The organism is Comamonas terrae (assembly GCF_001544075.1).
GTDB classification, from domain to species: domain Bacteria; phylum Pseudomonadota; class Gammaproteobacteria; order Burkholderiales; family Burkholderiaceae_C; genus Comamonas; species Comamonas terrae.
The window spans coordinates 1-25059 of the sequence record NZ_BCNT01000024.1 but is presented as its reverse complement, the minus strand read 5'-3'; the positions used below and the strand labels follow the sequence as shown (position 1 = coordinate 25059).

Here is a 25059-nt window from a genome sequence, read left to right as displayed (position 1 = left end):
CTCCCAAGCACACCATGAGCCAAGTACTACGCCAGCACGCCGAACAGCAATTCGCCGAGGAACTCGATGCCCTGCAGAAGGTGGACGACCGTCCGCGTCCGCCCAACTGGAAGCTGTCTCCCTGGGCCGTGCTGCAGTACCTGATGGGCGGCAAGCTCAGCAACGGCTTTGACGTCAGCGCCAAATACATCGGCAATCCGCGCCTGATGGAAATCGCGGTCTCCACGCTGGCCACCGACCGCGCGCTGCTGCTGTACGGCGTGCCCGGCACGGCCAAGTCCTGGGTGTCCGAGCATCTGTCGGCCGCCGTCAGCGGCGACTCCACCATGCTCATCCAGGGCACGGCCGGCACCAGCGAGGAACAGCTGCGCTACGGCTGGAACTACGCCCAGCTGCTGGCCCATGGCCCTTCCGGCAAGGCGCTGATCCCCAGCCCGATGGTCAACGCCATGCGGCTGGGCAAGATCGCGCGCATCGAGGAGCTCACGCGCATCCCCGCCGACGTGCAGGACACGCTGATCACCGTGCTGTCCGAAAAGACGCTGCCCGTGCCCGAGCTGGGCACGGAATTCCAGGCCGTGCCGGGCTTCTCGGTCATCGCCACGGCCAACAACCGCGACAAGGGCGTGAACGAGCTGTCCAGCGCCTTGAAGCGCCGCTTCAATACCGTGGTCCTGCCCGTGCCGGCCTCGCAGGACGAGGAGGTGCAGATCGTCACCAAGCGCGTGACCGAGCAGGGGCGCGCGCTGCAGCTGCCGGCCGAGCCGCCCGCGCTGCAGGAAGTGCGCCGCGTGGTGCAGATCTTCCGCGAGCTGCGCAATGGCCAGACCGAGGACGGCAAGACGGTGCGCATCAAGTCGCCCAGCGCCACGCTGTCCACGGCCGAGGCCATCTCGGTCATCAACAGCGGCATGGCGCTGGCCGGGCACTTTGGCGACGGCGTGCTGCGCGCCGGCGATGTGGCCTCGGGCCTGCTGGGTGCCGTCATCAAGGACCCGGTGCAGGACGCCGTGGTCTGGAAGGAATACCTGGAAACCGTGGTCAAGGAGCGCAGCGACTGGAAGGATCTGTACCGCGCCTGCCGCGAACAGCTCTGACCCTATGAGCGACGCATTGCATTTCTTTGGCATACGCCACCATGGCCCGGGCTGCGCGCGCAGCCTGCTGGCGGCGCTGGAGCGCCTGCAGCCCGACTGCATCCTGGTCGAAGGCCCGCCGGAGGGCGAGGCCCTGCTGCCCCTGCTGCAAAGCCCCGAGCTGTGCCCGCCCGTGGCCATGCTGGTCTACCGGCAGGACGAGCCCAGCCATGCGGCCTTCTATCCGTTTGCCGAGTTCTCGCCTGAATGGCAGGCCCTGCACTGGGCCGGTCGCCACCAGGTGCCGGTACGTTTTTTCGACCTGCCGCAGACCCATGCAATGGCGATCGAGGCGCAGCGGCGCGAGCAGCCGAGGCCGGAGCAGGCGGAATCCGAAGCCGGCGGCCAGTACGATGCCGTGGAAGGCGGCGAAGCGGCCGCTGCCGGGCAGGCCTTGCCCGCTGCCGAGGACCGCGCCGATATGGCGCTCGATGGCGAGGCGAACATTGCCGCCCGCCATCTGCCCGGCGATCCGCTGGACTGGCTGGCCCATGCGGCGGGCTTCGAGGATGGCGAAAGCTGGTGGAACCGCCTGGTGGAAGAACGGGGCGACAGCGAGCAGCTGTTCGAGAGCATTGCCGAGGCCATGGCCGCCGTGCGCAGCGAGATCGCCAAAGAGAGCGGCGCGCATGGCGAGCACTGGCGCGGTGCGCACTACGGGCGGCGCGAAGCCTTGCGCGAGGCCTGGATGCGCCAGTGCATGCGCGAAGCGGTCAGGACCGGCCACCAGCGCATTGCCGTGGTCTGCGGTGCCTGGCATGTGCAGGCGCTCAAGGAGAACGTGACGGCCAAGGCCGACAGCGCCTTGCTCAAGGGCCTGCCCAAGGCCAAGGTGCAGGCCACCTGGGCGCCCTGGACCTACCGCAACCTGGCCAGCAGCAGTGGCTATGGCGCGGGCGTCACCTCGCCGGGCTGGTATGCGCACCTGTGGCAATGTTCGGCGCCCGGCAAGGCACCGGTGGCCGCGGTTCCCGCCAGCACCGTGCGCACGGCCGGCTGGCTCGCGCGCGTGGCACACCTGCTGCGCGAAAAGGACCTGGACTGCTCCAGCGCCCACATCATCGAGGCCACGCGCCTGGCCGAAAGCCTGGCGGCCTTGCGCGGCCAGCCCTCGCCGGGCCTGGAGGAGCTCAACGAAGCCATCAGCACCGTCATCTGCATGGGCGAGACCGCGCCGCTGCAGCTGATCGAGGACGGCCTGACGGTGGGCGACGTGCTCGGCACCGTGCCGGCCGATGTGCCCCAGGTGCCGCTGCAGCGCGACATCGAACAGCAGCAGAAGACGCTGCGCCTCAAGCCCGAGGCGGCGACCCGGTTGCTGGCGCTGGACCTGCGCAAGGACACCGACCTGGCGCGCAGCCGCTTTCTGCACCGCCTGCGCCTGCTGGGCATCGACTGGGGCACGCTGGCGCGCGATGCGCAGCGCAACCGCGGCACCTTCCGCGAAAGCTGGCAGCTGCAGTGGCAGCCCGAGCTGGCCGTGCGCATCATCGAGGCCAGTGTGCACGGCTCCACCGTGGCCCAGGCCGCCACGGCCAGGCTGCGCGCCAGCCTGACGCCCGGGACGCCGCTACCCGCGCTGGCCCAGGCGATCGACGATGCGCTGCTGGCCGATCTGCCGCAGCTGGTCGAGGCCCTGATCGCCACGCTGGCCGAGCGCGCCGCGACCACCGGCGACGTGGCCCAGCTGCTGCAGGCCCTGCCGCCGCTGGCCGGTGTGTACCGCTACGGCAGCGTGCGCCAGACCGATACGGCACTGCTGGCCGCGGTGATCGACTCCCTGGTGCTGCGCGCCGCCATCGGCCTGCCCGTGGCCTGCATGGCCATGGACCAAGAAGCCGCTGCCGCCATGCGGACCCAGGTGCTGGCCGCCCATGACGCGCTGCGCCTGCGCGGCGCCGGCGAACCCGATGCGCAAGCCGGGGAGTCGCGCAACGCCTGGCGCGCCGCGCTCAGAAGCCTGGCCATGGGCGACGCCGCGGCGGCCCTGCTGCGCGGCATGGCCTGCCGCCTGCTGCTGGACGAGCACCTGCTGGAGAGCGGCGAAGCCGTGGCCCAGTTCGGCCGCAATCTGTCGCTGGGCGTGGCGCCCATGGATGTGGCGGCCTGGCTCGATGGCTTTCTCAACCAGCAGGCCCTGGTGTTGCTGCACGACGAGGCCATCTGGGGCGCGGTCGACGCCTGGCTCACGCAGCTGGGCGAGGCCCAGTTCGCGCAGATCCTGCCGCTGGTGCGGCGCAGCTTCTCGGCCTTCAGCAATCACGAGCGCCAGAGCCTGGGCGAGAAGGCCAGGCGCACGCCCGTGGGCGGTGCCGCAGGGCCTGCTGCAGCGGCCGTGGCACAAGGTGCGGCAGGCGGTGCGCCGCCGCAGGCTCCGCCATGGGACGAAGCGCGCGCCGTGCTGGCCCTGCCCGTGCTCGATGAGCTGTTGGGGCTGGATCTGCCCGCAGCGCTCACAGAGCAAGCGCCGGCTGCTCCTGTTTCCGAAGAACTCAGCGAGGTGACGCCATGAACGATGCGGCAGCTGCCGATACCCATGCCATCGACGAGCAGGCGCTGCAGCCCACCACGCGGCTGCAGCGCTGGCGCATGGTGCTGGGCGGGCCCGCCGATGCCAGCTGCGGCGGTGTCTCGGGGCGCTTGCAGGAGATGGACCAGGCGCTGGCCGCGCTGTACGAGGAGGACAGCAAGCTGGCCTCGCGCCGCGGGGGGCGCGGCAATTCCTCGCCCTCGGTCGCGCGCTGGCTGGGCGACATCCGCAAGTATTTTCCGAGCCAGGTTGTGCAGGTCATGCAGCGCGACGCCATGGAGCGCCTGAACCTGCGCGAGCTGCTGCTGCAGCCCGAGATGCTGGAGAACGTGCAGCCCGACGTGCACCTGGTGGCCGACCTGATCTCGCTGGGCTCCGTGATCCCGCAGAACACCAAGGCCACGGCGCGGCTGGTGGTGCGCAAGGTGGTGGATGAGCTGATGAAAAAGCTTGAGGACCCCATGCGCAGCGCCGTGGCCGGGGCGCTGGACCGCAGCCAGCGCAACCGCCGCCCGCGCCATGCCGAGATCGACTGGAACCGCACCATCCGCGCCAACCTGCGCCACTGGCAGCCCGAGTACCGGACCATCGTGCCCGAGACGCTGATCGGCTACGGCCGCAAGGCGCGCCGCCCGCAGCGCGAGGTGATCCTGTGCATAGACCAGAGCGGCTCCATGGCCAACTCGGTCGTGTACTCCAGCATCTTCGGTGCGGTGATGGCCAGCCTGCCGGCCGTCTCCACCAGGCTCGTGGTGTTCGATACCGCCGTGGTGGACCTGACCGACAAGCTCGACGATCCCGTCGATGTGCTGTTCGGCGTGCAGCTGGGCGGCGGCACCGACATCAACGGCGCCGTGGGCTACTGCCAGGGGCTGATCGGCGAGCCGCGCAACAGCATCCTGGTGCTGATCTCCGACCTCTACGAGGGCGGCGTGGAGTCGGGCCTGCTGCGCCGCGCCCACGAGCTGGTCGAGGCCGGCGTGCAGTTCATCACGCTGCTGGCGCTCAGCGACGAGGGCGCGCCCGCCTACGACGCGGAACTGGCCGCCAAGCTCGCGGCGCTGGGCGTGCCATCGTTCGCCTGCACGCCCGATGCCTTTCCGCAGCTCATGGCCGCGGCGATCCGCCGCGACGACGTGGCCGCCTGGGCCGCGACGCAGGGCTTCAGGACCAGCAAGTAGCGGCGACCGGCGGCGCTGCGCGCTCCTGCATTGCGAGCAGCTGGCACGCGCCTTGCCTGCATTGCATGGCCGACAAGGGCTGCAGTGCAGGCCCGGTGCGCGCTGGCAGCTTGCAGATGCATAGCATGCCCTGGCGCCGCCGCCATGCGATTTGCCCCGCAGCCCGCGGGGTTTGGCTTCGGGCGCGCATGGCGCGCTGCATGATGGGGCATTGCCGAACAAGGAGATGCAATGGCGGGTGCTGGCCTTTTGATGCTGCTGGACGATATCGCGGCGCTGCTGGACGACGTGGCCTTGATGACCAAGACCGCGGCGGCCAAGAGCACGGCCGCGGCCGACGATGTGGCCACCATGACCAAGGTGGCCGTGGGCAAGACGGCGGGCGTGCTGGGCGACGACCTGGCGCTCAATGCCGAGCAGGTCACCGGCGTGCGCGCCAGCCGCGAGCTGCCCGTGGTCTGGGCCGTGGCCAAGGGCTCGCTCAAGAACAAGGCCATCCTGATTCCCGCGGCGCTGCTCATCAGCGCCTTTGCGCCCTGGCTGATCACGCCGCTCCTGATGGTGGGCGGCGCCTTTCTGTGCTTCGAGGGCGTGGAAAAGATCCTGGAGCTGTTCCACAAGCATCAGAAACCCGATGTGCAGGAGGCCCGCATCGACGCGCAGCAGGCCGCGCAGGCCGGCGTGGCGCCGTCCTCGGTGCGTGCCGCGCGCGCCAAGGCCGTGGACCCGGTCGCGTACGAGAAGGCCAAGGTGGCCGGCGCCGTGCGCACGGACTTCATCCTCTCGGCCGAGATCATGGCCATCGCCCTCGGCACGGTGGCGCAAAAAGCCATCTGGGAGCAGGCGCTGGTGCTGTGCGTCGTGGCCCTGGCCATCACCGTGTTCGTCTACGGGCTGGTGGCCGCCATCGTGCGCATGGACGATGTGGGCAGCTGGCTCATGGCGCGCGCGGGCCGCGCCGCGCAGGCCCTGGGGCGCGGGCTGATCGGCTTCACGCCCTGGCTGATGAAGGGCCTGTCCATCGTCGGCACGGCCGCCATGTTCCTCGTGGGCGGCAGCCTGCTGGTGCACGGCATGCCGCCCGTCACGCACTGGCTGCACGACAGCATCGAGCCCCTGGGCGGCGTGGCCGCCGCCGTGGTGCCGCATCTGGTGCACGTGGGTGTCGGCGCCGTGGTGGGCGGCGCGGTCGTGGCCGGCGTGGAGCTGTGGCACAGGCTGCGGCCGGCCCCGGCCCCGCATTGAAGAGAGGGCCGGTGCGTGGCGCCAGGGCAACGCATTGCGGTTTCCGCAGGGCCGCGACGGCCGAGGTGGTTTCGGGTTGACCTGGGACAAACCCTTGGAGTGAACGCCTTGTTTCAATCAGGGCCAGGGGATGCATCGCCTCCCAGGAATCACTTCAAGGAAATCCCAATGAAAAAGACCCTGATCGCCATTGCCGCAGCCGCCAGCGCCCTGACCGCCGGCACCGCCTTTGCCCAGTCCTTCGACGGCAGCGGCCCCTGGATGGTGCGCATGCGCGCCGTGCACCTGAACAGCGACAACGGCGGCGCCGCGGGCGATGCCGGCGTGAGCATCAACAACAAATGGATGCCCGAAGTCGACGTGTCGTACTTCTTCACGCCCAATATCGCGGCCGAGCTGGTGCTGACCTATCCGCAAAAGCACGACGTGCGCCTGAACGGCGGCAAGATCGGCTCGCTCAAGCACCTGCCGCCCACGCTGCTGGCCCAGTACCACTTCACCAATTTCGGCGCGTTCAAGCCCTATGTGGGCGCCGGCATCAACTACACGCGCTTTTCGAACGTGGACATCCTGGACGGCGCCGTGACCGTCAAGAAGAACAGCTTCGGCGGCGCGCTGCAGGTGGGCTTCGACTATGCGCTGGACAAGAACTGGTCGCTGAACTTCGATGTCAAGAAAGTCTTCATCGATACCAAGGTGACCGGCGCCGGCGTCTTCGACAACACCCCCTTCAAGGTCGATCCCTGGCTGGTCGGCGTGGGTGTGGGCTACCGCTTCTGATCGCTGCCGCGGCAGCGCCTGGCCGCCTGCCAGGCCTTGGGTTGCGGAATCGGCATGCTGCACTGCGGCATGCCGATTTTTGTTTTCATGCTACTGTAAACATAGCTTCAGATGACTGCCGGGAAAGAGGTTGCAGCTGGATTCATGAGAAAGTCATGAATCCAGGAAGCACTCCTACGCCGGCCGCCGGAGCATGGCCTTAGTCTGGCGCTCGGGCCTGCCGCGGCGGCAGGGGCCGGCAGCCGCGCCTCCCGTGCACGGCGACAGAATGCATCCATGCCGCACGCCAGGCCGAGGCCGGCGATCGGCTTGCAAGGAGACCAGGCCATGGACGGTATGTCGATGCGGGCGGAGCAGTTTTCCAGAGCCGGGCGATTGCCCCTGCCCTTGCCCACGGGGCGTTTCGCGCTGCGCAGCAGCGCCCGTGCCCGCGAACCCGCGCAGCCCTCGCAGCACCAGCTGCAGCAGGAGTTGCAGCGCGAATTGCGCCAGGGCCTGATGCAGCCCGCGGCGCAGATTTCTCCCAAGTTCTTCTACGACGAGCGCGGCTGCGCGCTGTTCGAGCAGATCACGCGCCTGCCCGAGTACTACCCGACGCGAACCGAGGACGCCATCATGGCGCGCTACGAGCAGGCCATGGCCGAGGCCATGGGCCCGTGCCAGGTGCTGATCGAGCTGGGCGCCGGCAATTGCGAGAAGGTGCGCCGCCTGTGCCGCAGCCTCGCGCCGCGGCAGTTCGTGGGCGTGGACATCGCGGCCGGTTTCCTGTCCCGGGCCGTGCAGCGGCTGCAGCAGGAGTTCTCGCCCATGGCAGCGCGCGCCGTGGCTGCGGATTTCACGCAGGAATGGGCCCTGCCGGCCGACGTGCCGCGTGCCGGGCGCCTGCTGTTCTACCCGGGCTCCTCCATCGGCAACTTCGACCCCGCTCAGGCCCAGCACATGCTGGCCCATATGCGCAGCCTGCTGGGCGACGACGGCGCGCTGCTCATCGGCATAGACCTGCCCAAGCCCCGGGAGGTGCTGATCGCCGCCTACGACGATGCCCAGGGCGTGACGGCCGCCTTCAACCGCAATGTGCTGCAGCATGTCAACCGCGTGCTGGGCAGCGACTTCGACCTGCAGGACTGGGCGCACGAGGCGCGCTTCGACGCCGTGCATTCGCGTGTGGAAATGCATTTGCGTGCGCTGCGGCCGGTGATCGTGGGCTGGCCGCAAGGGCTGCGCCAGTTCGCCGAGGGCGAGACCATCCACACCGAAAACAGCTACAAATACCCGCTGGGCACGTTTCTCGGCATGCTGTCGCGTGCCGGCTTCGGCCGCAAGCGCGTCTGGACCGATGCACGGAACTGGTTTGCCGTCATTCACGCCCATGCCTGAGCCGCATGCGCTGCAGGCCCTGGCCGGGCGCTACCTGCGCGTGCGCGCCCGGACCCAGCGGCTGGCCGAGCCGCTGTCGGCCGAGGACGCCTGCGTGCAGTCCATGCCCGATGCCAGTCCGGCCAAATGGCACCTGGCCCACACCACCTGGTTCTTCGAGACCTTCGTGCTGGCCGCGCATGTGCCCGGATACGAGGCGTTCGATCCGTCGTTCCGCATGCTGTTCAACTCCTACTACCAGCAGGTGGGCGAGCGCCATCCGCGCGCACGGCGCGGCCTGCTCACGCGGCCCTCGCTGCAGCAGGTGCGGGACTACCGCGATGCGGTGGACGAGCGCATGCTGGCGCTGCTGGAAAGTATGGCGCGCGGCACGAGAAAGGGGCCCGAGGCCTGCCGCGCCATCGGCGATCTGGTGGAGCTGGGCCTGCAGCACGAACAGCAGCACCAGGAACTGCTGCTGACCGACATCAAGCATCTGCTGTCCTGCCATCCGCTATGGCCCGCCTATATGCCGGACCCCGTGTCGCCCGGTGGTCCCGGTGATGCCCAGGACGATGCCGTGCCGGCGCTGCACTGGCTGCCGGTGCAGCGCGGCCTGCACGAGACAGGCCATGCGGGGCAGGGCTTTGCGTTCGACAACGAGCTGCCGCGGCATGCGGTGTTTCTGCAGGCGGCCGAGATTGCGAGCCGGCCGGTGAGCAACGCCGAGTTCCTGGCGTTTGTGCGCAGCGGCGGCTACGGCCAGCCGCAGTGGTGGCTGGCAGAAGGCTGGGACTGGCGCGAGGCGCAGCAGCTGCTCCATCCCTGGTACTGGCGCAGCACGGGGGCGGCGGAGGCTGGCTGGCAGGAGTTCAGCCTGCATGGCGCCCTGCCGCTCCATCCGGCGCGGCCCGTGGCCCATCTGTCCTATTACGAGGCCGATGCCTATGCGCGCTGGGCCGGTGCGCGCCTGCCCACCGAGGCCGAATGGGAGGCCGCGATGGCACCGCACTGGCCGCTGGCCGAAGAAGAGGGGGATGAGGGCCCGCAGGAGAGTGACCGGGTGCGCTTGCATCCCTGGCCCATGGCGCAGGAGGCGGGCGGGATGCAGCTCGGGCAGGTCTGGGAATGGACCCAGTCATCCTATGCGGCCTACCCGGGCTTTCGCGTGGCCGAGGGCGCCGTGGGCGAATACAACGGCAAGTTCATGGTCAACCAGTACGTGCTGCGCGGCGGCTCCTGCCTGACGCCCCCGGGCCATGCGCGGGCGAGCTACCGCAACTTTTTTCCCGCCGCTGCCCGCTGGCAGATGACGGGGCTGCGGCTGGCACGCGATGCCGGCTGACAGCTTCGCCCGCTCCGATGCTACTGAATAAAGAGCTGCCAGCGCTTGATGGAAAAGCGCTGCAGCCCTAAATGCTTCAAACCGCGGCCAGGGCCTGGTTCAGGTCTTGCAGCAGATCGTCGATGTGCTCGATGCCGATGGACAGGCGCACCATGCCTTCGCTGACGCCGGCCTTGGCCAGTTCGGCCGCATCGAGCTGGCGATGCGTGGTCGAGGCGGGGTGCGTGGCCAGCGACTTGGCATCGCCGATGTTCACCAGGCGGGTGAACAGCTGCAGTGCGTCGAGGAAACGCGCACCGGCCGCGCGCGCATCGCCGTCAGCCGCCTTGAGGCTGAACGACAGAATGCCCGATGCCCGGCCGCCCAGCTGGCGCTGCACGAGCGCATGGTCGGGGTGGTCCTTCAGGCCTGCGTAGCGCACCCATTCCACCTTGGGGTGGCTTTGCAGCGTCTCGGCGATCTTCTGCGTGTTCTCGCAGATGCGGTCCATGCGCAGCGCCAGCGTCTCTATGCCCTGCAGGATCAGGAAGGCGTTGTGCGGCGACAGGGCCGCACCCGTGTTGCGCAGCGGCACCACGCGCACGCGGCCGATGTAGGCGGCCTCGCCCAGGGCCTCGGTATAGACCACGCCGTGGTAGCTCACATCGGGCTCGTTCAGGCGCCTGAAGCGCGCCTTGTGCCGGGCCCAGGGGAATTTGCCGCTGTCCACGATGGCGCCGCCGATGCTGTTGCCGTGGCCGCCCAGGTATTTGGTCAGCGCATGCACCACGATGTCGGCGCCATGCTCGATGGGGCGCAGCAGGTAGGGGCTGGGCACGGTGTTGTCCACGATCAGCGGCACGCCGTGGTCGTGGGCCACCTTGGCCAGCGCGGCGATGTCGGTCACATTGCCCAGCGGGTTGCCGATGGATTCGACGAACACCGCCTTGGTCCTGTCGTCGATGAGCCTGGCAAAGCTGGCCGGGTCGCGCGGATCGGCGAAGCGCACCGTGATGCCCTGCTGCGGGAAGGTGTGGGCGAAGAGGTTGTAGGTGCCGCCGTAGAGCGTGCTGGCCGAGACGATGTTGTCGCCGGCCTCGGCAATCGCCTGGATGGCATAGGTGATGGCCGCCATGCCCGAAGCCACGGCCACGGCGGCGATGCCGCCTTCCAGTGCCGCCACGCGCTTTTCGAGCACGTCGTTCGTGGGGTTCATGATGCGCGAGTAGATATTGCCCGGCACCTTGAGGTCGAACAGGTCGGCGCCGTGCTGGGCGCTGTCGAAGGCATAGGCCACCGTCTGGTAGATGGGCACGGCCACGGCCTTGGTCGTGGGATCGGGGGAGTAGCCGGCATGTACGGCCAATGTCTCGATATGCATCTGCAACCTTTTATTCACGGAAAGAATCGGGGAAGGGGCTCTGGGACCCGGTGCGAGCGGCCATTATGGGTGGCGGCCGCGGGAAGGGGAAACAACGGATTCGCTATGTGCTTATGCCGCGCAGAATCCGCTGATACACTTTGAAACGAGCCGGCGGCCATGCATGCAACGGCGTGCAGCGGCCCTGTCCTTGAGCGCCCTGACCGGGTTTTGCCAGAGCGAATCGTGAACGTGAATGCCCATCAATATTTCTCGTTGACCGCGCCGGCCGGGGTGATTGCGCTGGGCATGGTGTTGGTCGCCTGCTGGTGGGTGCAGCGCCGCAGCAGGTCCGCGCGCTTTCTGCTGTGGGTGGCAGCAGGCTATGTGCTCCCTTCCCTGGCCATGGGGCTGCAAAGCCTGATGAGCAATGCGCAGCTGAGCCAGTGGTCGCTGTTCACCGCCGTGCTGTACCTGGCCGGGCTCTGGTGCCTGGCCCAGGGCATGGCGCTGCGGGCCGGTATCGGGTCCATCTCCTGGCAGGCCGGGGCGCTGATCTCGGCGGCGACGCTGGCCGGGCTTTACTACCACTCGCGGATGCATGACGACTTGTGGGCGCGCATGCAATGGCTCAATCTGGGCGTTGGCGCCCTGCTGCTGCTGCCCGCGCGCCGCCTGTGGCGGGCCCGGCTGCCTGCCGACCGGCTGGAGCGCCTGCTGCACTGGTCGTTTCTGGGACTGGCGGCCTACCATGTGCTCAGGGCCGCTACCGCGGCCTTGCTGGTGCCCGCCCATGGGCCGATCGTGCTGACGCACTCGGGCTACTGGCTTGCCATGCTGGCCGGCAGCCTGCTGTTTGCCATCTGGTTTTCCGTGCTGCTGCTGGCCTGCTCCATGCGCACCGTCTACATGAGCATGCGCGACGAGCGCAACCGTGATCCCCTGACACGCCTGCTCAACCGCCGCGGCTTCGAGGAGGCCGCCGATGCACTGCTGGGCAACGGACGCAGCGGACCCTGGGTGGCCGTGGTCGGGGATATCGACCACTTCAAGCGCGTGAATGACCGTTGCGGCCATGCCTGCGGCGACCAGGTGCTGCAGGCCGTGTCCGAGTTGCTGATGCAGCAGGTCAGGGAGCAGGACCTGGTGGCGCGCTTTGGCGGCGAGGAATTCGTGCTGCTGCTGGGCCGCGTGCAGTTGCCGGAGGCGGAGAAGGTGGTGCAGCGCATCCGGGAGCAGCTGCGTGCCATGCCGCTGGCCATGCTTCCGCCCGACATGCGCATCACCATGAGCTTCGGCATTGCCGCGGTGCAGACAAGGCAGTCGCTGCGCGCCTCGCTGGACGAGGCCGATGTGCTGTCCTATGCGGCCAAGCAGGCCGGGCGCGACCGCATCCATCTGCAGGCCTTTGCCTGAACAGGGCACCGGGCGAAAGCGCCGTGCGACGGCCCTCAGGCCTGGGGCTGTGCCTGCGGGCCCGGGCGTGGGCGCCTGCCTGGTGCCGGCACGGGGGGCTGCCGGTGTTCCCATCCGGCCAGCGCAGCCTGCACCCGCGCTGCCGCATGTGCATCATGGGCCGCATAGCGGCGTTGCGCTTCGCTGAGCTGGCGCACGGCCCAGTTCGAGGTGCTGGTCTTCTTGGACTTGCGGAAGTTCTGCCCCAGCACCAGCGCCGCGGCCGCCCGCACGCCGACCGAGGCTCCATAGCCATGGCGTTTGAAGACGCGGTCCAGGTCCAGGATGTTGTGCAGCTCCACGCCCAGCTTGCGCGGCAGCGCATGCCTGTCGTTGTCCAGGCCGAAGCCTGCCTTGCAGATGCCTGCGTGGGCCAGCACTTCGCGGGCCAGTTCCACGGCTTGCGGATGGTGCAGCTGCAACAGCCAAGCTTCCTGCTCCGTGGCAAGCTGCACCACATGCGGGCCGGTATCGGTCTGGCTGCTGTGAAACAGCGGCTTGCTCTCGGTATCGAAGCCCAGGACCGTCGCCGACAGCAGGCGCTGGCGCGCCAGCGCGAAATCGGCCTCGGTCTGCGGCACGTGGATGGCGCTGTCGGGCAGGCCTGCATAAGAGGGCAGCAGCGCGGATTCTTCCTTGCTGGGCGGTTTGATTCTGGGCATATGGACGCTATTGTGCAGCCCGGACGCTTCCCCATGCGGCGAGCCGGCGTGGGGCGCTTGCCTTTGTCCCCGGATTGTGGGGATTCTCTTGTGGACAACTGCCCGGGTAACCGCGCAAACCCGCACCGGCTGGAGGTTTGCCTGCAATGCCTAAAAAATCATCATGGGCGTCGGGCGGGGTGAAAGAAGCGCAAGGGCCGGCTGCGATATCCGCCAGGTAGCGGGTCGATGGGCCTCAGTCCGGAAGGGGGAGGGACTCGAGCCGGCAGGGCTTTCGATTGCGCTGCATCAATCTTCGGCGTCCGCATTGCGCTGGCGCAAGTGGCGCTTGATCTGGGGGCGCTGCAGGCGCTGCTCGGGTGCGGCGCCTTCGGTCACACCCATGGCGCGTTGCAGCTGGATGTGAGCGACCAAGCCGCCCGAGGAGGAGTTGGACAGTGCAAAAACGCCGCCCATGCGCTGGACCGTCTTGTCGACGATGGACAGGCCCAGGCCGGCACCGGCCGCTGCCGTGCGCGCCGAGTCGCCGCGGAAGAACGGCTGGGTCAGGCTGGCCAGCTGTTCGGGCGGAACGCCCGTGCCGTGGTCGCGGATGCGCACCACGAGCCAGCTGCCGTTTTCCTTGACGGTCACGTCCACATAGGTGGATTCGGTGTCGGGCGTCTTGCCATACCGGCGCGCGTTCTCGAACAGGTTGGAGATCACGCGGGCCAGTTCCACCTCGTCGGCCAGCACGTACATGCCTTCGGGCACGGCCATGGAAATCTGCAGCTCGCGATGGTCCTGCACGGCATAGACGCAGGAAGAGACCACGGCATGCAGGTCCACGGGGCTCAGCGTCACATGGTCGGGGCGCGCGTAGTCGAGGAATTTGTCGATGGTTGCATCCAGCTGCACGATGTCGGCCACCATGTGCTCGCGCGCGACTTCGTCGTCCACGCTCATTTCGGTTTCCAGGCGCAGGCGCGCCAGCGGCGTGCGCAGGTCGTGCGAGATGCCGGCCAGCATGACCGCGCGGTCCTGCTCCAGCTTGGCCAGTTTCTGGGCCATGCGGTTGAAGCCGATGTTGACTTCGCGGATCTCGCTGGTCACGGCTTCCTCGTCGAGCTGGCTGGCGTCGAAGTCGCCGTCGCGCACGCGGTTGGCGGCGAACGACAGCTGCTTGAGCGGCCGGTTGATCAGCCGCGCGATGGCCGCGGCGCCGATCAGCGACAGCAGCCCGGCCGTGACCAGCCAGATCAGCCAGGTGCGCCCGCTGGCCGGCGTGAAGCGCGAGCGGTCCATGAGCAGCCAGTTGCGGTCGCCATTGATGGTGAAGCCCACCCACAGTCCCGGTTCGCCGTTGACGCTGCGCGCCACGATGGTGCCGTAGCCCAGGCGGCGCGTGAGTTCCTCGGTCAGCCGCTTGCCCAGCGTGTTCTGGTCCAGCAGCTCGAAGCTGTCGCCGGGCTCGCGCGGCAGGATGCGCACGCCTTCCTGGTCGGCCATGGTCTTGATCAGCGAGACGCGGTTGATCGCATCCGAGTGCACCAGGGCCGCCCGGCTCAGGTTGACCAGCGAGGCGATCTGCTGCGCCGTGTGCAGCGTGCGCGGTTCGAAATCCAGCGCGCGCAGTGTCTGCAGCCATGCCAGGATGCTGCCCACCAGCAACAGGGCCAGCAGGCAGAACGTGCGCCAGAAAAGATTCAGCCCCAGGGGCGAGCGCGCGGTCAGGCGCCGCTCGTACTCCAATGGCACGGGGCTGGTGGCGTCGGCGGGCGTGGCGGAAAAGACACTCATGAGCAGCAATGTGCAAATAGCGGTGGGAGCAGGGACGAGCGGCTGTCGCTGAAAATGAGTGGTCGCTTCAATTTCTCTCGGGCGGTGTCATGGTGGGCACCAAGCCTACGCCATGCGCTGCCGCCCGAAGTTACGGGTTGTCTTTGCCGTGACAAACAGGCCACAGCCGCGGCCTGGCGGCCGCCTCCCGGCCCGCGGTCCGGGCAAGGTCGGCACCATACCGCGTTTGGTCTGGCTTTGTCATGAAAAGATGACATTTCCCGAGCAATGAATGTGCTACTGCGGTGAAGGCCAATGGCTGCACGACAGCATGGCCGTGCGTGCATGGGGCCGGTCAGTTCACGCCATCGGGCACGAACACATAGCCCACGCCCCAGACGGTCTGGATGTAGCGCGGCGCAGCCGCATCTTCCTCGATGAGCTTGCGCAGGCGCGAGACCTGCACGTCCAGGCTGCGGTCAAAGGGCTCGAACTCGCGGCCGCGTGCCAGCAGGGCCAGCTTTTCGCGCGACAGCGGCTGGCGCGGGTGGCGCACCAGGGCCTTGAGCATGGCGAATTCGCCGGTGGTCAGCGGCAGTTCCTCGCCGTTCTTCTGCAGTACGCGCGTGCCCAGGTCGAAGGTGAAGGGGCCGAAGGTCACGACCTCGTTGTCGCCCGAAGGCGCGCCCGGCGCTTCCTGCGGCGGGCGGCGGCGCAGCACGGCGTGGATGCGCGCCAGCAGTTCGCGCGGGTTGAAGGGCTTGCCCAGGTAGTCGTCGGCCCCGACTTCCAGGCCCACGATGCGGTCCACGTCCTCGCCCTTGGCGGTGAGCATGATGATGGGGGTGCGGTCATTGGCCGAGCGCAGGCGGCGGCAGATCGAGAGGCCGTCCTCGCCGGGCATCATCAGGTCCAGCACGATCAGGTCCACCGTCTCGCGCAGCAGGATGCGGTTCAGGGCCTTGCCGTCTTCGGCAATCATGATCTCGAAGCCTTCCTGCGTCAGGTAGCGGCGCAGCAGGTCGCGGATACGAGCATCGTCATCCACCACCAGGATCTTGTCGGTACGGTTGTTTGTCGTTGCCATGAACAATCCTCGGTTCGTGATTTGTAACAGCGGCCATTGTTACCAGCTTGGCCGGAAAAGTCAGTCGAAAACCGCCTTGTTTTGCCTTGTGTTACATATTTTGCGTTTAAATTTAGGACGAAAAATGTTTCTTTAGATTTATTGACTCTTGTTTTGCCTGATTGATGCAATTATTGTTGCATCATTGTGATCAATAAGTGGCGGGTGGGCAGGTCTTCTGCGCTCCGCCGGGCGGCGTGCCGAAGCGAAAGGACGGCATGCGGCTGTATCCCTCGGATTCCTTTCATTGCAAAGGTGATGCATGAGCAAGATCTCGAAACAGCTGTCCCGTTCCTGGAGCCGTTCCATGATTGCGGCGACCGCGCTGGCCTGCGCCGGCGGCGCCTGGGCCCAGGGGGGCGACGGTGCGGCGGCGCAGCCCATGAACGTGGTGCAGCTGTCGGCCGAAGGCTCGGTGGACGTGGTGCAGGACCTGCTGGTCGCCACGCTGGCGGCCACGCGTGACGGCCGCGATGCGACCGCGGTGCAATCGCAGTTGCAGAAGGTGGTGGAAGCCGCGCTGGCCGTGGCCCGGCGCAGTGCCCAGCCCGGCCAGATGGATGTGAGCACCGGCAGCTTCGGCATCTATCCGCGCTACGGCAAGGACAACAAGATCGACGGCTGGCAGGGCCGTGCCGAGATCGTGCTGCAGGGCCGGGACTTTGCGCGCATCACGCAGACGGCGGCCCAGGTGCAGGACATGCCGCTGGCCAACATCGGCTTCGGCCTGTCGCGCGAGGCGCGCGAGAAGGTCGAGGGCGAAGCCCAGGCCAAGGCCATCGAGCAGTTCAAGCAGCGCGCTTCCACGCTGGCCAAGAGCTTCGGCTTTGCGGGTTACAGCCTGCGCGAGGTCAGCGTCAACAGCAGCAACAGCGCCATGCCCCTGCCGCGTCCGCACATGATGGCCATGGCGGCCAAGGCCGGCGGCGCCGAGATGGATGCCATGCCCGTGGAAGCCGGCAAGGCCCAGGTCGTGGTCCATGTCTCGGGTTCGGTGCAGATGCGCTGAACGCCGCATGCGCCCATGAAAAAAGGAGCGCATGGCGCTCCTTTTTTCCATGGGTTTGATGCGAAATCGCCTTGGATTCTTTTCTATTCAGGCGCAGGCTGCTTCTTGTTTGATAGCGAAGTCACTGAGCGGCCCAGCCGCCGTCCATGTTCCAGGCCACGCCCCGCACATTGCCGGCCGCGGGCGAGCAGAAGAACACGGCCAGTTCGCCCAGCTCCTCGGGCGTGGTGAACTGCAGCGAGGGCTCCTTTTCGCCCAGCAGCTGCTTGGTGGCCTCCTCGTTGGAGATGCCCTGGGCCTCGGCCTTGGCATCGACCTGCTTTTGCACCAGCGGCGTCAGCACCCAGCCCGGGCAGATGGCGTTGCAGGTGATGCCCGTGGTGGCATTTTCCAGCGCGGTGACCTTGGTCAGGCCCACGATGCCGTGCTTGGCTGCCACATAGGCGGACTTCTGCGCCGAGGCCACCAGGCCGTGCACCGAGGCCACGTTGATGATGCGGCCCCAGTTGGACTTCTGCATGGCAGGCAGCACCAGGCGCGTGGTGTGGAAGGCGCTGGTGAGGTTGATGGCGATGATGGCGTCCCAGCGCTCGGGCGGGAATTCCTCGACGCGGGCCACATGCTGGATGCCGGCGTTGTTGACGAGGATGTCGACCTGGCCGAAGTTGCGCTGCGCGTATTCGATCATGTCCTCGATATCGGCCGCGCGGCTCATGTCCGCGCCATGGTAGGCCACCTGGGCGCCGGCAGCCTTGCCGGCCTTGAGCACCTGGGCGCGCGGCGTTTCCACGTCGCCGAAGCCGTTGAGCACGATATTGGCGCCCTGGCGGGCCAGTGCAGTGGCGATACCGAGGCCAATTCCGCTGGTCGATCCGGTCACGAGGGCGGTTTTGCCTTTCAACATGGGCATACAGGGTCTCCGAATGAATTACGATGCAACACAGCCATTATCGGCGCCGGTTTCGTGAATGCGTGCTCCATGAATCAACCTAAGCTGAATTACGTATCCTGTCCCGGCGCCAGCGCTGCCGCCCCCGCATGGGCGGATGCGCGCCGCCATGCCGAAACCGGCCAGTTGCCCGAGGGCGTGCACCGCATGGCCTATTGGGAATGGAACAACACCGGCGATGCCGGTCATCCCCATGTCATCGTCTGCGTGCATGGGCTTTCGCGCCAGGGGCGCGACTTCGATGCGCTGGCGGCCGAACTGAGCCGTTTCGCGCGCGTGATCTGCCCCGATGTGGTCGGCCGTGGCGAGAGCGACTGGCTGCAGGATCCCCTGGGCTATCAGGTGCCGCTCTATGCGGCCGACATGCTGGCGCTGCTCGTGCAGCTCCATGCGCAGGCGCCCATCCGCACGCTGGACTGGGTGGGCACGAGCATGGGCGGCCTGATCGGCATGGGCATTGCCGCCATGGCGGCAGGACCGGGGGCCGGCCAGGCCGGCCTCTCCCTGCCGGTTCCCGTCCGGCGCCTGGTGCTCAACGATGTGGGGCCGGCCATCGAATGGAAGGCGCTGGAGCGCATCGGCCAGTACCTGGGCAAAAGCTTGCAGTTTCCCAACCTGGAGCAGGCCGCTGCCGCGCTGCGCTTGATATCGGCCGGATTCGGCCCACATAGCGATGGGCAGTGGCTGCAGCTGACGCGGGCCATGGTCAAGCCTTCGCTGCAAGGCGGGGTTGTGCTGCACTACGATCCGCGCATTGCCGTGCCGATGGCGCGCATGACGCCCGAGTCGGCCGCGGCCGGCGAGGCCGTGCTGTGGCAGTTCTACGACCGGATCGCGGCCCGGGTGCTGCTGATCCGCGGCGCCGAGTCCGACCTGCTCTCGCCCGCTACGGCGCGCGCCATGGCGCAGCGGGGGCCGCAGGCGCATTGCACGCAGCTGGAAGGGGTGGGCCATGCGCCGACCCTGGTGGTGCCGGGCCAGGTGGCCCTGGTGCGAAAGTTTTTACAAGGGGATGAGCGCTTGCCGGATACCATGAGTCTTGCCCAACAGGCGCAATCTGACACTTAGGAACGCTGCATGAAAACCAACGATACGGTGCCTGCAGCCGAGGCGTCGTCCCATTCAGCGCCGCGGATCGTCGAACCCACGCCGCAGCTGATCCTGGCCACCGCGCACACCCTGCCGGAGCAGGTCAATGCGCTGGCGCGCGCGCGCGCCTTTGCCGAACCCCTGATTGCCTCCGAGGTCATGGAGACCGGGGAGAACGCCCTGGCCCATGCCGATGCCGTGGCGGCCATCCTCAAGAAGATCGGCGGCTCCGAGACCATGCAGGCCGCCACCTATCTGGTGCATGCCAGCGTGCATCTGAACCGCCCGCAGGAAGTCATCACCAAGGCCTTTGGCGAGAACTTCGCCACGCTGGCCATGGAAACCGTCAAGCTCATGCGCGTGCAGCAGCAGGCGCGTGGCCAGCATGCCCGCGGCGCGGGCCATCAGCATGTGGACGACGAGGCCACGCAGACCGAGAACGTGCGCAAGATGCTGCTGGGCTTCTCGCGCGATCTGCGCGTGGTGCTGCTGCGCCTGGCTTCGCGGCTGCAAACGCTGCGCTACTACGCGGCGGCCAAGCGGCCGGTGTCGCCGGGCATCGCGCGCGAGGCGCTCAACGTGTTCGCGCCGCTGGCCAACCGCCTGGGCATCTGGCAGATCAAGTGGGAGCTGGAAGACCTGTCCTTCCGCTTCCTGGAGCCCGACACCTACCGCGAGGTCGCGCGGCTGCTCGACGAAAAGCGCGTCGAGCGCGAAGCCTACATGGAGCAGATGCGCGCCCGGCTCGAGGCCGATCTGCGTGCGCACAGCATCAGCGCCACGGTGCAGGGCCGGCCCAAGCATATCTACAGCATCGTCAAGAAGATGCGCGGCAAGTCGCTGAATTTCGACCAGCTGTTCGACATCCGCGCCATGCGCGTGATCGTGCCGACCATCAAGGACTGCTACGCGGCCCTGTCCTGGGTGCACGAGCAGTTCACGCCGCTGGAAGCCGAGTTCGACGACTACATCGCCAAGCCCAAGCCCAATGGCTACCAGTCGCTGCATACCGTGGTGCGCGACGAGACGGGGCGCACCATAGAGATTCAGATCCGCACCCAGGCCATGCACGACCATGCCGAGCATGGCGTGGCTGCGCACTGGGCCTACAAGGAAGCCGGCACCAAGGGCTATGCGGGCGTGACGGCGGCCAGCGAGTACGACGCCAAGATCGCCGTGCTGCGCCAGCTGCTGGCCTGGGGCAGCGATCTGGCGGCCACCAACCATCGCGGCCTGTTCGAGGACCGCATCTACGTGCTCACGCCCGATGCCGCGGTGATCGAGCTGCCGCAAGGTGCCACGCCCGTGGACTTTGCCTACTCGGTGCACACCAGCCTGGGCCACCGCTGCCGCGGCGCGCGCGTCGATGGCGCCATGGTGCCGCTGAACACGCCGCTGGAAAACGGCCAGACCGTGGAAATCACCGCGGCCAAGGAGGACCGGCCCTCGCGCGACTGGCTCAATGCAGATCTGGGCTATCTGGTCAGCAATCGCGCACGCGCCAAGGTGCGCGCGTGGTTCAATGCCCAGGCCACCCACGAGACCGTGTCGCGCGGTCGCGAGGCCGTGGAAAAGCTGCTGCAGCGCGAAGGCAAGACGGCCGTCAAGCTTGAGGAACTGGCCGTGCAGCTGGGCTTCAAGTCCGCCGATGCACTGTTCGAGGTGGTCGGCAAGGACGAGTATTCGCTGCGCAATATCGAGGCCGTGCTGCGGCCCAGCGAAGAGGAGCCCGAGCCCGATGAGCTCACGCTGGTGCGCAAGGCCCGCGGGACGGACACGCCCAAGGGCGGGGTGCTGGTGGTCGGCGTCGATTCGCTGATGACCCAGCTGGCCAAATGCTGCAAGCCTGCGCCGCCCGACGATATCCGCGGCTTTGTCACGCGCGGCAAGGGCGTGAGCGTGCACCGGGCCGACTGCTCGAACTTCCGCGAGATGTGCGCGCGCAACCCCGAGCGCGTGATCGACGTGGACTGGGGGCTGCCCAAGACCTCGGAGAAAAGCCTGCCCGTCTATCCCGTGGACGTGGCCGTGGAAGCCACGGACCGCCAAGGCCTGCTGCGCGACATCTCCGAAGTCTTCGCGCGCGAGAAGACCAACGTGATCGGTGTGCAGACTCAGTCCGTCAAGGGCACGGCGTGGATGACGTTCACCGTAGAAGTTTCCGATTCGGGCCGCCTCAACAAGGTGCTGGGCATCGTGGCGGGCGTGGCCGGCGTTCGCTCGGCGCGCCGGCGCTAGGAAGGCTGCGGCTTTTTTGGGGAGCCTGAAAACCGTGCTAGAATCGCGTTCTCGAACAAACACAGGCGCGTAGCTCAGCTGGTTAGAGCACCACCTTGACATGGTGGGGGTCGTTGGTTCGAGTCCAATCGCGCCTACCAAATTCCGCAAGCCAGACCAGTGCTTGCACCGCAAAAGGCCTGCATGAACTGCAGGCCTTTTTGCTTTTGTGGCATGCGCTGGAGCGCATCCGCGGGGAGGGCGGGTCGCATCCTAGAATGGCTTGTCGGCCTGGCGGCATGCCGGGTTCCTGCCCTTTTATCGCCTGCCTATGTCCCATACCTTGATTCATGGAAAACCGCTGTCCGCCTGGATTGCCAGCCATCCGCTGGTCGGGGACCTGACCGCGCTGCGCGAGACGGCATGGTTCAACCCGGCCGTGGCTCCGGCTGCGCAGGCCTTGGGCGATGTGGGGCTGGATGCTGCGGACGTGTCGCATGCCGGCGAGCGGCTGCAGCGCTTTGGGCCGTATATGGCGGCGGTCTTTCCCGAGACGGCGCAGGCCGGCGGCATCCTGGAGTCCGCCATCGCGCCGCTGGATAAGCTGCAGCAGCGGCTGGCGGCCGATGCGGGCCTGCCGCTGCCGGGCCGGCTGTGGATCAAGAAGGACAGCGACCTGCCGGTCTCGGGCTCCATCAAGGCGCGCGGCGGCATCCATGAAGTGCTCAAGCATGCGGAGGACCTGGCGCTGGCGCAGGGCCTGCTGCAGCCGGGCGACAGCTACGAGAAGCTGGCCAGTGCCCGGGCGCGTGAATTCTTCGGGCGCTATCGGATTGCGGTGGGCTCCACGGGCAACCTGGGCCTGTCCATCGGCATCATGGCGGCGCAGCTGGGCTTTCAGGCCACGGTGCATATGTCGGCCGATGCAAGGCCCTGGAAGAAGGATAGGCTGCGCGCCCACGGCGTGAGAGTGGTGGAATATGCCTCGGACTACAGCACGGCCGTCGCACGCGGGCGCGAGCAGGCGGCGGGCGATGCGCTGTGCCATTTCGTGGATGACGAGAATTCGCCCCAGCTGTTTCTGGGCTATGCGGTGGCGGCGCTGCGCCTTGCCCGGCAGTTCGAGCGCGAGGGTATTGCCGTCGATGCCGCGCATCCGCTGTTCGTCTACCTGCCCTGTGGCGTGGGCGGTGGGCCCGGCGGTGTCGCCTTTGGCCTGAAGCTGCTGTTCGGCGATGCCGTGCACTGCATTTTTGCCGAGCCCACGCATTCGCCGTGCATGTTGCTGGGCGTCTATACCGGCCTGCACGAAGAGGTGTGCGTTCAGGACTTCGGCATCGACAACCGCACGGCGGCAGACGGGCTGGCTGTCGGCCGGCCCTCGGGCTTTGTCGGCAAGGCCATGCAGCGGCTCATCGATGGCTATTTCACCGTGGAGGACAGTGCGCTGTTTCGCTTTCTGGCGCTGGCGCACCAGCTGGAAGGCCTGAAGCTGGAGCCTTCCGCCGTGGCGGGCATGCCGGGCATGCTGCATGTGCTGCGCGACAGCGCCTACCTCGCGCGTCTTGCATTGACGCCGCAGCAGCTGGCGCAGGCTACCCACCTGGTCTGGGCCACGGGCGGCTCCATGGTGCCCGAGCCGGAATTCGCCGCCTATCTGCAGCGGGGCAGGGAAGGCTTGGCAAAGCCGGCCGGCGGAATATGAGAAAGCCCGGCCGCAGTGCCGGGCGCACGGGTATCAGCGGCCTATGCCCAGCCGGCGCAGGTCCAGCCGGCCGTCGCGCATGGGCGGGCACCACAGATAGCAGCCGCTCAAAGGTCTGGAAAAGCCGAACAGTGCGTCGCTGATGCCGTCGTCCATGCCCAGCATGCGGCGCATCTGCGCTTCGAAGGCATCGAAGCTGCAGCCGAAGGCCGAGAACATCAGGCCCGCGCGGTCGGCGCCTTGCGGGCTGGCGGACCACCATGGCATGGAGCGGCGCATGACGAAGGCCTCGGGTTCGAAGCTCTCCTGTGCCGTGCGCTTGACGTGGGCGGATGCGGGAGCGTCCTCGAGCTCCTCGTTGTCGCTGAGTCGGCGGCCGATCGCATGGTCCTGTGCTTGAGAAGGCATGGCCTGGAAGGCCGTGAAATCATGCTCCCATTGCTGCAAGGCCCAGCAGCTGCCGCCATCCAGGCCATCGCCCTGGGCCCGGCCCAGGGCTGCCAGTGTGGCGGCATCGCCCGTGGGATTCTCGGAGCCGTCCTCGTAGCCGGTGAGGTCGCGGCCCAGGCCATTGTCGCCGCAGCGGTGCACAAAGGCGTCCACCGAATGCTGCAGGGCAAAGGCCGGCTGCAGTGCCAGTGCCAGGCGGCGCGTGAGCGCCAGCAGCTCGCCGCGGTCCGTGCCACGCAGCCACAGGCACAGTGCCGTGGGAGTGCAGGGAGCCTGGAACCGAGGGCCTTGCAGGGACGGGAATTCACGCAGAAAAGGCAGGGGACTGTCCAGGGCGGCAGCCAGTTGCGGGCCCATGCCCACCACGGCATTGTTGCCGTCCACCAGGGGCTGGAGGCGCTGGAGTGCGGTGCGGATGGCATCGGCGTCGCGGCCGGCGAGGGAAAAGAAAACATAGCGCCCCACGGGTGGCAGCGGTGCAAGTATTCCTGCTTGGTACAGAGGCATGTATTGGTTCTTTTGTCGGGATGAAGGTAGCGGCCTATTGTCCCGCAGCCGCGGGCATGCCGCTGCGATTGCGGGATGGGCTGGGGGCCGTGGCTTGCCGGTCGGCCAGCGCCAGGATCGGGAGAGGAAAAAATTGCGCGGCTTGGCCAAAGCTGGCTTTGTCTGCTGCTATAATTTCAGCTTCAACGACAGGCGCGTAGCTCAGCTGGTTAGAGCACCACCTTGACATGGTGGGGGTCGTTGGTTCGAGTCCAATCGCGCCTACCATACATGGTTTTGCCTGCATGCAGGTGAAGCAAAGAATCCCGCTGCTGGCGGGATTTTTTTTGTCCGCAAACAGAGTGCACCGACCGAAAGCTCATCAATTCATAGCTTTTGGCGCCGGGTATGGCTTGAGTTTGCTGTCATTTCCGCGTGAAATGATGGTGCAGCATGCGCCAGCTGCTTTTGTTTGCATAGCGCAGGCTTTTGCGCCTGCGCTATGACCGGTCAGGGTTACTGCTCGCAATCGACAGGCATGCACTGCCTAAAATCTGTTGCAGCGCAATACCGGCAATGTCCATCCGAAGGAGGAGCGTGCGATGGTGGAAAAAAATCAGGGGGCCGAATCCCAGAGCTCGCAGCGTGTGATCAAGAAGTATCCGAACCGGCGCCTGTACGACACGGATACCTCGTCCTATATCACCCTGGCCGAAGTCAAGCAGATGGTGATGGACAGCGAACCCGTGGTGATCAAGGATGCCAAGACCGGTGAGGACCTCACGCGCTCCATCCTGCTGCAGATCATTCTGGAAGAGGAGGCCGGCGGCGCGCCCATGTTCTCCGAGGCCGTGCTGGCCAACATCATCCGTTTCTACGGCCATGCCATGCAGGGCTACATGGGGTCGTACATCGAGAAGAACGTGCAGCTGTTCACCGATTTCCAGAACAAGCTGGCCGAGCAGTCGCACAACGCCTCGCCCGAGGCCTGGAACCAGTTCATGCGCATGCAGCCGCCCATGATGCAGAACATGATGAGCAGCTACATGGAGCAGTCGCAGAACATGTTCTCGCAAATGCAGGAGCAGATGCAAAAGCAGACCGAGCAGATGCTGGGGGCCTTGGGTATCAAGCGCTAGCGCCTTGGGCGCCCGTAAGGCGGGTGCATTGTCCGATGCCGCTTGCCGACGGGCGAGCGGCTTTTTCTTGGTCCGTTTTTGCCGCTGTGCCAACGAAAAAGA

Annotated in this window: 19 protein-coding genes and 2 tRNA genes; 15 read left to right on the top strand and 6 right to left on the bottom strand. The window is 67.1% G+C overall.

The features are described 5' to 3' along the window. The first annotated feature begins 14 nt into the window (after nt 1-14). From Cte04_RS20555 to egtB, 7 genes are all read left to right on the top strand, one after another. Entirely contained in the window at nt 15-1097 is a 1083-nt protein-coding gene (locus Cte04_RS20555) for an ATP-binding protein (protein WP_066483624.1), read from the top strand. Nucleotides 1098-1101: 4 nt separating this feature from the next. Continuing rightward, nucleotides 1102-3648 (top strand): DUF5682 family protein, encoded by a 2547-nt coding sequence (locus Cte04_RS20550; RefSeq protein ID WP_066483590.1) that lies wholly within the window; start codon nt 1102-1104, stop codon nt 3646-3648. Continuing rightward, nucleotides 3645-4847, top strand: coding sequence for a VWA domain-containing protein (locus Cte04_RS20545; protein WP_066483587.1), 1203 nt, complete (start codon nt 3645-3647; stop codon nt 4845-4847). Before Cte04_RS20550 ends, Cte04_RS20545 begins: the two co-directional genes overlap by 4 nt. 231 nt (nt 4848-5078) lie before the next feature. Continuing rightward, nucleotides 5079-6092 (top strand): DUF808 domain-containing protein, encoded by a 1014-nt coding sequence (locus Cte04_RS20540; protein WP_066483585.1) that lies wholly within the window; start codon nt 5079-5081, stop codon nt 6090-6092. Between the two features lie 168 nt (nt 6093-6260). Next, nucleotides 6261-6872: an OmpW/AlkL family protein gene (locus Cte04_RS20535; protein ID WP_066483583.1), complete on the top strand. Its 612-nt coding sequence runs from the start codon at nt 6261-6263 to the stop codon at nt 6870-6872. A gap of 498 nt (nt 6873-7370) precedes the next feature. Beyond that, nucleotides 7371-8249, top strand: a complete 879-nt coding sequence (egtD, locus tag Cte04_RS20530) for an L-histidine N(alpha)-methyltransferase (RefSeq protein WP_066483621.1) — start codon at nt 7371-7373, stop codon at nt 8247-8249. Then, a complete protein-coding gene (gene egtB / locus Cte04_RS20525; protein ID WP_066483582.1) occupies nt 8242-9573 on the top strand; it encodes an ergothioneine biosynthesis protein EgtB in 1332 nt (443 codons plus the stop codon). Before egtD ends, egtB begins: the two co-directional genes overlap by 8 nt. A gap of 76 nt (nt 9574-9649) precedes the next feature. On the opposite strand, the gene Cte04_RS20520 is transcribed toward egtB, so the two are convergent. Then, entirely contained in the window at nt 9650-10933 is a 1284-nt protein-coding gene (locus Cte04_RS20520; RefSeq protein ID WP_066483580.1) for an O-acetylhomoserine aminocarboxypropyltransferase/cysteine synthase family protein, read from the bottom strand. Nucleotides 10934-11164: 231 nt separating this feature from the next. Here Cte04_RS20520 and Cte04_RS20515 point away from each other — a divergent pair, with 231 nt between their 5' ends. After that, entirely contained in the window at nt 11165-12328 is a 1164-nt protein-coding gene (locus tag Cte04_RS20515; RefSeq protein ID WP_245633458.1) for a GGDEF domain-containing protein, read from the top strand. A gap of 35 nt (nt 12329-12363) precedes the next feature. Here Cte04_RS20515 and Cte04_RS20510 read toward each other — a convergent pair whose 3' ends face one another. The 3 genes from Cte04_RS20510 to ompR all read right to left on the bottom strand — a co-directional run bounded on the left by Cte04_RS20510 (nt 12364) and on the right by ompR (nt 15874). After that, complete coding sequence (locus Cte04_RS20510; protein WP_066483576.1) at nt 12364-13029, bottom strand: 3'-5' exonuclease; 666 nt, start codon at nt 13027-13029, stop codon at nt 12364-12366. A 288-nt stretch (nt 13030-13317) separates the two neighbouring features. Then, nucleotides 13318-14808, bottom strand: a complete 1491-nt coding sequence (locus Cte04_RS20505) for an ATP-binding protein (RefSeq protein WP_066483575.1) — start codon at nt 14806-14808, stop codon at nt 13318-13320. A 334-nt stretch (nt 14809-15142) separates the two neighbouring features. Next, nucleotides 15143-15874: an osmolarity response regulator transcription factor OmpR gene (gene ompR, locus Cte04_RS20500; RefSeq protein WP_066483619.1), complete on the bottom strand. Its 732-nt coding sequence runs from the start codon at nt 15872-15874 to the stop codon at nt 15143-15145. Between the two features lie 301 nt (nt 15875-16175). Between ompR and Cte04_RS20495 the strand changes: the two genes are divergently transcribed. Further along, the gene (locus tag Cte04_RS20495) at nt 16176-16922 is read left to right on the top strand and encodes an SIMPL domain-containing protein (protein WP_066483574.1); all 747 of its coding nucleotides are present in this window, start codon (nt 16176-16178) and stop codon (nt 16920-16922) included. 121 nt (nt 16923-17043) lie between these two features. Here the strand turns inward: Cte04_RS20495 and Cte04_RS20490 are convergent, their stop codons facing one another. Further along, nucleotides 17044-17826: a 3-hydroxybutyrate dehydrogenase gene (locus tag Cte04_RS20490; RefSeq protein ID WP_066483617.1), complete on the bottom strand. Its 783-nt coding sequence runs from the start codon at nt 17824-17826 to the stop codon at nt 17044-17046. 75 nt (nt 17827-17901) lie between these two features. Between Cte04_RS20490 and Cte04_RS20485 the strand changes: the two genes are divergently transcribed. The 4 genes from Cte04_RS20485 to dsdA all read left to right on the top strand — a co-directional run bounded on the left by Cte04_RS20485 (nt 17902) and on the right by dsdA (nt 22882). Beyond that, the gene (locus Cte04_RS20485; protein ID WP_083526781.1) at nt 17902-18939 is read left to right on the top strand and encodes an alpha/beta fold hydrolase; all 1038 of its coding nucleotides are present in this window, start codon (nt 17902-17904) and stop codon (nt 18937-18939) included. 9 nt (nt 18940-18948) lie between these two features. Then, on the top strand, nt 18949-21198 hold the full coding sequence (locus Cte04_RS20480) for a RelA/SpoT family protein (protein WP_066483571.1): 2250 nt from the start codon (nt 18949-18951) through the stop codon (nt 21196-21198). A gap of 63 nt (nt 21199-21261) precedes the next feature. Then, nucleotides 21262-21338: transfer RNA gene (locus tag Cte04_RS20475), tRNA-Val, on the top strand. Between the two features lie 170 nt (nt 21339-21508). Then, nucleotides 21509-22882 (top strand): D-serine ammonia-lyase, encoded by a 1374-nt coding sequence (dsdA, locus tag Cte04_RS20470; protein WP_169798073.1) that lies wholly within the window; start codon nt 21509-21511, stop codon nt 22880-22882. 33 nt (nt 22883-22915) lie between these two features. Here dsdA and Cte04_RS20465 read toward each other — a convergent pair whose 3' ends face one another. Further along, nucleotides 22916-23839 (bottom strand): Dyp-type peroxidase, encoded by a 924-nt coding sequence (locus tag Cte04_RS20465; RefSeq protein ID WP_066483569.1) that lies wholly within the window; start codon nt 23837-23839, stop codon nt 22916-22918. Nucleotides 23840-24029: 190 nt separating this feature from the next. Here Cte04_RS20465 and Cte04_RS20460 point away from each other — a divergent pair. Both Cte04_RS20460 and phaR read left to right on the top strand, forming a co-directional pair. After that, nucleotides 24030-24106: transfer RNA gene (locus tag Cte04_RS20460), tRNA-Val, on the top strand. Nucleotides 24107-24420: 314 nt separating this feature from the next. Continuing rightward, nucleotides 24421-24957, top strand: a complete 537-nt coding sequence (phaR, locus tag Cte04_RS20455) for a polyhydroxyalkanoate synthesis repressor PhaR (RefSeq protein WP_066483614.1) — start codon at nt 24421-24423, stop codon at nt 24955-24957. Nucleotides 24958-25059 lie beyond the last annotated feature (102 nt).

Coding starts and splice junctions, on each gene's coding strand:
- Cte04_RS20555 (WP_066483624.1), top strand. CDS start 15: ATGAGCCAAGTACTACGCCAGCACGCCGAACAGCAATTCGCCGAGGAA.
- Cte04_RS20550 (WP_066483590.1), top strand. CDS start 1,102: ATGAGCGACGCATTGCATTTCTTTGGCATACGCCACCATGGCCCGGGC.
- Cte04_RS20545 (WP_066483587.1), top strand. CDS start 3,645: ATGAACGATGCGGCAGCTGCCGATACCCATGCCATCGACGAGCAGGCG.
- Cte04_RS20540 (WP_066483585.1), top strand. CDS start 5,079: ATGGCGGGTGCTGGCCTTTTGATGCTGCTGGACGATATCGCGGCGCTG.
- Cte04_RS20535 (WP_066483583.1), top strand. CDS start 6,261: ATGAAAAAGACCCTGATCGCCATTGCCGCAGCCGCCAGCGCCCTGACC.
- egtD (WP_066483621.1), top strand. CDS start 7,371: ATGCAGCCCGCGGCGCAGATTTCTCCCAAGTTCTTCTACGACGAGCGC.
- egtB (WP_066483582.1), top strand. CDS start 8,242: ATGCCTGAGCCGCATGCGCTGCAGGCCCTGGCCGGGCGCTACCTGCGC.
- Cte04_RS20520 (WP_066483580.1), bottom strand. CDS start 10,933: ATGCATATCGAGACATTGGCCGTACATGCCGGCTACTCCCCCGATCCC.
- Cte04_RS20510 (WP_066483576.1), bottom strand. CDS start 13,029: ATGCCCAGAATCAAACCGCCCAGCAAGGAAGAATCCGCGCTGCTGCCC.
- Cte04_RS20505 (WP_066483575.1), bottom strand. CDS start 14,808: ATGAGTGTCTTTTCCGCCACGCCCGCCGACGCCACCAGCCCCGTGCCA.
- ompR (WP_066483619.1), bottom strand. CDS start 15,874: ATGGCAACGACAAACAACCGTACCGACAAGATCCTGGTGGTGGATGAC.
- Cte04_RS20495 (WP_066483574.1), top strand. CDS start 16,176: ATGAGCAAGATCTCGAAACAGCTGTCCCGTTCCTGGAGCCGTTCCATG.
- Cte04_RS20490 (WP_066483617.1), bottom strand. CDS start 17,826: ATGTTGAAAGGCAAAACCGCCCTCGTGACCGGATCGACCAGCGGAATT.
- Cte04_RS20485 (WP_083526781.1), top strand. CDS start 17,902: ATGAATCAACCTAAGCTGAATTACGTATCCTGTCCCGGCGCCAGCGCT.
- Cte04_RS20480 (WP_066483571.1), top strand. CDS start 18,949: ATGAAAACCAACGATACGGTGCCTGCAGCCGAGGCGTCGTCCCATTCA.
- dsdA (WP_169798073.1), top strand. CDS start 21,509: ATGTCCCATACCTTGATTCATGGAAAACCGCTGTCCGCCTGGATTGCC.
- Cte04_RS20465 (WP_066483569.1), bottom strand. CDS start 23,839: ATGCCTCTGTACCAAGCAGGAATACTTGCACCGCTGCCACCCGTGGGG.
- phaR (WP_066483614.1), top strand. CDS start 24,421: ATGGTGGAAAAAAATCAGGGGGCCGAATCCCAGAGCTCGCAGCGTGTG.